Genomic DNA, 6,504 nt, shown 5'->3' with positions numbered 1-6,504 from the left:
GCTGCTGGTGGTCTCCGCGGTGTCGATGTGCAGGTAGAAGGTGAGCGTCGCCTTGCAGCCGCTCGGGATGGTCACCGACTGCGACAGGGTGTCGGTGTGCGTGGAGCCGTAGCCGTCCAGCCAGGCGTAGTACGAACCGCCGTGGGCGCTCTCACCGGTGGAGTTGGTGATGACCCCGCTGGTGGAGGACCAGGTGGTGCTGCCCGACTCGAAGCCGGCGTTGCCCAGGAGCTGGGCGGAGGTGCAGGTGCCGCCGCCGCTGGAGCTGACCGTCCAGGTGAAGGAGGCGGTGCCGGTGGCGCCCGTGCTGTCGGTCACCGTCACGGTCGTGCTGTAGGTCCCGGCCGTGGTCGGGGTGCCGGAGATCACGCCGGTGGAGCTGTTGATCGACAGACCGGTCGGCAGTCCGCTCGCGGCGTAGGACAGCGAGCCGCTGTTGGTGCTGCTGGCCGAGATCTGCAGGCTCACCGCGGTGCCGACGGTGGAGGACTGGCTGCCCGGGTTGGTGACCGTGACCCCCGACGAGGGCGGGGTGATGTGGCTGCCGACGTTGATGCCGGCGAAGGCGTTGCCCACCCCGGCGTACTGGGTGGAGCCGGTGCCGTACAGGGCGGCGGCGGCGTTCAGCGCGGCGGTGCGGGCCCCGGCGTAGTTGGTGCTCGACGTCATGTACGTCGTCAGCGCCTTGTACCAGATCTGCAGGGCCGCGGCCCGGCCGATGCCGGTGACGGCGACGCCGTCGGAGGTCGGGCTGTTGTAGGTGACGCCGTTGATGGTCTTGGTGCCGCTGCCCTCGGAGAGCAGGTAGAACATGTGGTTCGCCGGACCCGAGGAGTAGTGCACGTCGAGGTTGCCGACGCCCGAGTACCAACTGTCCGCGGAGCCGCCGTCCTTGCTCGGCTTGTCCATGTAACGCAGCGGCGAGCCGTCGCCGTTGATGTCGATCTTCTCGCCGATGAGGTAGTCGCCGACGTCGCTGCTGTTGTTGGCGTAGAACTCCACGCCGGTGCCGAAGATGTCGGAGGTCGCCTCGTTCAGGCCGCCGGACTCGCCGCTGTAGTCCAGGCCCGCGGTGTTGGAGGTGACGCCGTGGCTCATCTCGTGCCCGGCCACGTCCAGCGAGGTGAGCGCGTGGGTGCCGCCCGAGCCGTCGCCGTAGGTCATGCAGAAGCAGCTGTCGTCCCAGAAGGCGTTGACGTAGCTGCTGCTGTAGTGGACGCGGGAGTAGGCGGCGACCCCGTCGTTCTTGATGCCGGAGCGGCCGAAGGTGTTCTTGTAGAAGTCCCACGTCATCTGGGCGCCATAGGCGGCGTCCGCGCCGGCGGTCTGGGTGTTGGAACCGGAACCGGTGCCCCAGACGTCGTCGGAGTCCGTCATCAGGGTGCCGGTGCCCGACGTGCCGTTGTTGAGGCTGTACGTCTTGTGACCGCCGCGCGTGGTGTCGTACAGCTGGTACGTCGAGCCCGACAGCGTCGTGTTCAGCGTGACCGTGCCGCTGTACTGGGTGTTGCCGGTGCCGGTCTCGATCGCCTGGAAGCGGTGGAGTTCCTTGCCCGTGGTGGCGTCGGTGATGACGTGCAGCCTGCTGGGCGTGCCGTCGTCCTGGAAGCCGCTGACCACGGTCTCCCAGGCCAGCTTCGGGGTGCCGGCGCCCGCCCAGATGACCTTGCGGGCGCTGTCGGCCTTGGGCTGCTTGGCGTCCAGGGCCTTGGCCGCCGTGAGGGCCTTCGTCTCGGCGGCCGACTTGGCGACGTCCGCCGTGGTCGAGGCGACCTTGATGGTGTGCTTGTTGTTGAACGTCGTGCTCACCGTGCCGGCCGCGAGCGAGGCGGGCGGGGTGTGCACGACCAGGTCGCCGCCGAGGACGGGCAGCCCGGCGTAGGTGCGCTCGTAGCGGGTGTGCACCGTGCCGTCGTTGTCCTTGACGACGTCCTTGACGACCAGCTTCTCCTTGGCGCCCAGGCCGAGGGTGCGGGCGGTCGCGCCCGACTTCTCGGACGCGCTCTTGATCAGAGCGGTGCGCTGGGCCGGGGAGAGCTTCGCCTCCAGGCCACCGGTGCGGAGGGGGGTGGGGTGGGGGGCTGCGGGCTGCGCGTTCGCCGGGACCGACTGGCTGCCGACGGCGAAGAGGGCGGCGGTGGAGAGCAGGGCTCCCACCGCGATCCGCTTGCGGGGATTGGGTCTCACTCGTTCTCCTACTGCGGTGGCCGCGTGGGGCGGCCGATGCCAGACCGGACAGACGGGCGTACTGACCGGGACGAGCCGAGCTGTGCGGGACCGACTGCGTGTCGAGAACGTGGGGGGTGTGTGCGGCGGTTGGAGGGAGAATGGCAGGTTGACGGTGGCATGTCAGCGACGCCAGGGCTAATCGAGGGTTATCCCTGTGCGCCGGGGACCTCGCGCGGGAAACCCCGAACTCCTCCTGCTGCGAACTGATTTCACGTTCATGAAGATCTCGGTCACCTGCGCCGAAGGGGTGCCGGCGGCCTCCGGCCCCGCGCTCGCCGGAGACGGAAATCGGTTGCGGCGCGGTCGGCGGGCCGGATGGGGTGACTGCATGGAAGGCGTCACCGAGGAAGCGCGACGGAACGGCCCGGGACGTGGGCGTGTGCTCGTCCCGCGACCGGCCCCGTGGCGCGGAACGGCGGTGCTGTCGGCCCTGATGCTGGCCGCGTTCACCTTCAACACAGCGGAGAACCTGCCCGTCGGCCTCCTGGAGCCCATCTCCCGGGACCTCGACGTGTCGGTGTCGGCGGTCGGACTGCTGGTCACCGGTTACGGCGCGACGGTCGCCGTGGCGTCCCTGCCGCTGGCCCACGGCGTGCGGGCCGTGCCCCGGCGCCACGTGCTGACGGGCGTGCTGGGCGCGCTGGTGGTGTCGAGCGCAGCGGCGGCGCTGGCTTCCTCGTACGGGGTGCTCCTCGCGGCACGGCTACTGACCGCCCTCGCCCAGGCGCTGTTCTGGGCCGTCATGGGCCCGGTCGTGGTGGGGTTGTTCGCTCCCGGGGTCCGGGGCCGGGTCGTCGGGGCCCTGTCCGTCGCGGGTTCCCTCGCCCTGGTGCTCGGTGTGCCCTTCGGGACCTGGCTGGGGCGGTGGAGTCGCTGGCAGCTGCCGGTCGGCACGCTCGCGGTTCCGGCACTCGTCTGCCTCGTGACGGTGGCCGCCCTGCTGCCGACCTCGCGCCCGGACGCGAAGCCGGCCGCCTACGCGCGCCGCCCCGACGCCCGCCGGTTCGCGACGGTGCTGGCAGCCTCCGCCCTCTCGGCCACCGGGGCGTTCACCGGGTACACGTACGTCGTGACGTTCCTCGGCGAGGCGGAACGGCACCACCGGGACCGTCCAGCGTCCTAGGCTTGCAGCCCTGACGGGAACGGCCTGAGGAGTGCAGACGTGTTCGACCCCGCGGTGGAGTGCCCCTATCCCGACGGCGTGCGGCCCGACGCGGCGCCTGAGCCGCACGCGCTGCTCGCGCCCGTGCTCGGGTTCCTGGGCAGGTGGCACGGGCGGGGCCACGGCGGTTACCCCACCCTCGACGGGGACTTCGCGTACGCCCAGAACGTCGTCCTCAGCCACGACGGCCGGCCCTTCCTGCGCTACGAGGCACAGGCCTGGCTGCTGGACGCGGACGGTGCGCCGCTGCGGCCCGCGGCGCGGGAGAGCGGCTGGTGGCGGCTGCAGCCGGACGGGCGGGTGGAGGCGATGATCACCCAGCCCACCGGCATCGCCGAGATCGCGGTCGGCCGCGCGGCCGGCGGCACGGTCGAACTCGCCACGCACCAGGTGGCGCTCACCCCGACCGCCAAGCGCGTCGACGCCACCGGCCGCCGCTACACCCTGACCGACGACGACACCCTCGCCTTCGAGCACGAGCTCGCGGCCGTCGGCCTGCCGTTGCAGCATCACCTCTCCGCGACCCTGCGCCGCGTGGAGTAGACCGTCACGGCGTCGAAGGTCCCGGTAGACCGTCACGGGGCCGAAGGTCCTCACCGGCGGGCCGCCCGGGAGTCGCCGCCGGGACTCCTGGCGCCCATGATGGAGGAAGAGACACCTGGCTCTCCGGGTGCCCATCCGCGGAGGTGGACCGACGTCGCCGCCGGTCATGCGGGCGTCGTGCGGCGCGTCACGCCGGGATCGACGGCCGGCCTCCGCCCGGGGGGAGAGGGAGGAAGCCATGAAGATCGCAGTGCTGACCGGCGGTGGCGACTGCCCCGGTCTCAACGCCGTGATCCGCAGCGTCGTCCGCAAGGGCGTCCAGGACTACGGCTTCGAGTTCGTCGGTGTGCGCGACGGCTGGCTGGGCGCGCTGCGCAACAACATGATCCCGCTGGACGTCGCCGCGGTGCGCGGCATCCTGCCGCGAGGCGGAACCATCCTCGGCTCCTCCCGCACCAACCCGTTCAAGCACGAGGACGGGGTGCGGCGCATCCGGGAGACCCTGGCCGCGCACGACGTCGAGGCGATGATCGTGATCGGTGGCGAGGACACGCTCGGGGCCGCCACGGAGCTGAGCCGGCAGGGGATCAAGCTGGTCGGCGTCCCCAAGACGATCGACAACGACGTGGCCGGCACCGACTACACCTTCGGCTTCGACACCGCCGTCGGCATCGCGACCGAGGCCATCGACCGGCTGCACACCACGGCCGAGTCGCACATGCGGACCCTGGTGGTGGAGGTCATGGGCCGTCACTCCGGCTGGATCGCCCTGCACGCCGGCGTCGCCGGCGGCGCCAACGTGATCCTCCTCCCGGAGCGGCCGTTCGACATCGACCAGGTCTGCGCGTGGGTGAAGAAGCGCTTCGAGACCAACTACGCCCCGATCGTCGTCGCCGCCGAGGGAGCCGTTCCCAAGGAGGGCGAGATGGTCCTCAAGGACCAGTCACACGACGAGTACGGCCATGTGCGGCTGTCCGGCATCGGCGAATGGCTCGCCCGGGAGATCGAGGGACGCACCGGCACCGAGGCCCGCACCACGGTCCTGGGACACGTCCAGCGCGGCGGCACCCCGAGCGCCTTCGACCGCTGGCTGGCCACGCGCTTCGGCCTGCACGCCGTGGACGCGGTCAAGGACGGAGCCTTCGGCACGATGGTCGCCCTGCACGGCACCGACGTCGTCCGGATCCCGCTCGACGAGACGCGGGGCAGGATCAAGGTGGTCGATCCGGGGCTGTACGACGAGTTCGAGGTGTTCTTCGGCTGAGGGGAGGGCCGTTCGACCTCCGCCGGGTGCCCAACGGGCTCTGCCACCGCGCCGCGCCGCGCCGCACGGTGGCAGTGGGCCGAGAGACGGCCGTACGACCGCGGTGGGGGTGTGACGATGACCGACATCCAAGGCTTGCTGGGTGACGAGGCGAAGGACCTGCTGACCCATGTCGCCCTGGGGATTCCCAAAGAGGACCTGGTGCTGCCGGGCCACGACTTCGTCGACCGCGTCGTGGCCGGCACCGACCGCTCGCCCCGCGTGCTGCGCAACCTGCAGGCCCTCTTCGGACACGGCCGGCTGGCCGGCACGGGATACGTGTCGATCCTGCCCGTCGACCAGGGCATCGAGCACTCGGCGGCGTCCGCGTTCGCCCCCAACCCCCGCTACCTCGACCCCGCGAACATCGTCGAACTCGCCGTCGAGGGCGGCTGCAACGCCGTCGCCAGCACCCTGGGGGTGCTCGGGGCGGTGTCGCGGCGCTACGCGCACCGCATCCCGTTCATCGTGAAGCTCAACCACAACGAGCTGCTGACCTACCCCAACCACTACGACCAGGTCATGTTCGGCAGCGTCCAGCAGTGCTTCGACCTCGGCGCGGCCGGCGTCGGCGCCACGGTGTACTTCGGCTCCGAGCAGGCCGACCGCCAGCTGCGGGAGGTCGGCGAGGCCTTCGCCCGCGCCCACGAGCTCGGCATGTTCACCGTGCTGTGGTGCTACCTGCGCAACACGGCGTTCAAGAAGGACGGCGTGGACTACTCGGCGTCGGCCGACCTCACCGGCCAGGCCAACCACCTCGGCGTGACCATCGAGGCCGACATCGTCAAGCAGAAGCAGGCGGAGAACAACGGCGGCTACCGCGCCCTGGGCTTCGGCAGGACCGACCCGCTCGTCTACGACACCCTCACCACCGACCATCCGATCGACCTCACGCGCTGGCAGGTGGCCAACTGCTACATGGGCCGCGTCGGACTGATCAACAGCGGGGGCGCGTCGGCCGGCCAGGGCGACCTCGCCCAGGCCGTCCGGACCGCGGTCATCAACAAGCGGGCCGGCGGCACCGGACTGATCACCGGCCGCAAGGCCTTCCAGCGGCCCACCGCCGAGGGCATCGAACTGCTGAACGCCGTGCAGGACGTCTACCTCGACGACAGCGTCACCATCGCCTGACAGTGACGCCCCGGACCGGGAGGGCAAGGGGCGGGCAGAACCGTCCGACCGTCCCGGACAAGGCCCGATCGACCCACGCCCCGCCGCCCGCTCCCGCGCGACGATGACAGTACGGGAGCGGGAGGCGGGGCACACG

The 6,504-nt window shown here is 71.1% G+C and carries 4 protein-coding genes and 1 pseudogene; 4 read left to right on the top strand and 1 reads right to left on the bottom strand.

The features are described 5' to 3' along the window. Window positions 1-2,187 (bottom strand): M4 family metallopeptidase (locus tag M8J74_RS20430; protein WP_249837806.1); only part of this gene is annotated, 2,187 nt, incomplete at its 3' end. Between the two features lie 475 nt (window positions 2,188-2,662). On the opposite strand from M8J74_RS20430, the pseudogene M8J74_RS20425 reads away from it, so the two are divergent. From M8J74_RS20425 to M8J74_RS20410, 4 genes and pseudogenes are all read left to right on the top strand, one after another. Further along, a pseudogene (locus M8J74_RS20425) lies at window positions 2,663-3,316 on the top strand (MFS transporter); the annotation flags it as partial. A gap of 75 nt (window positions 3,317-3,391) precedes the next feature. After that, window positions 3,392-3,934, top strand: coding sequence for a heme-binding beta-barrel domain-containing protein (locus M8J74_RS20420; protein ID WP_249837805.1), 543 nt, complete (start codon window positions 3,392-3,394; stop codon window positions 3,932-3,934). Between the two features lie 238 nt (window positions 3,935-4,172). Further along, window positions 4,173-5,198 (top strand): 6-phosphofructokinase, encoded by a 1,026-nt coding sequence (locus tag M8J74_RS20415; protein WP_249837804.1) that lies wholly within the window; start codon window positions 4,173-4,175, stop codon window positions 5,196-5,198. 117 nt (window positions 5,199-5,315) lie between these two features. After that, window positions 5,316-6,368 (top strand): class I fructose-bisphosphate aldolase, encoded by a 1,053-nt coding sequence (locus M8J74_RS20410; RefSeq protein WP_249837803.1) that lies wholly within the window; start codon window positions 5,316-5,318, stop codon window positions 6,366-6,368. Window positions 6,369-6,504: the final 136 nt, after the last annotated feature.

Origin of the sequence: Streptomyces panaciradicis, from assembly GCF_023516615.1 — a bacterium.
GTDB lineage: Bacteria > Actinomycetota > Actinomycetes > Streptomycetales > Streptomycetaceae > Streptomyces > Streptomyces panaciradicis.
The sequence above is the reverse complement of the archived record's forward strand: the minus strand, read 5'-3'. Positions and strand labels throughout refer to the sequence as shown.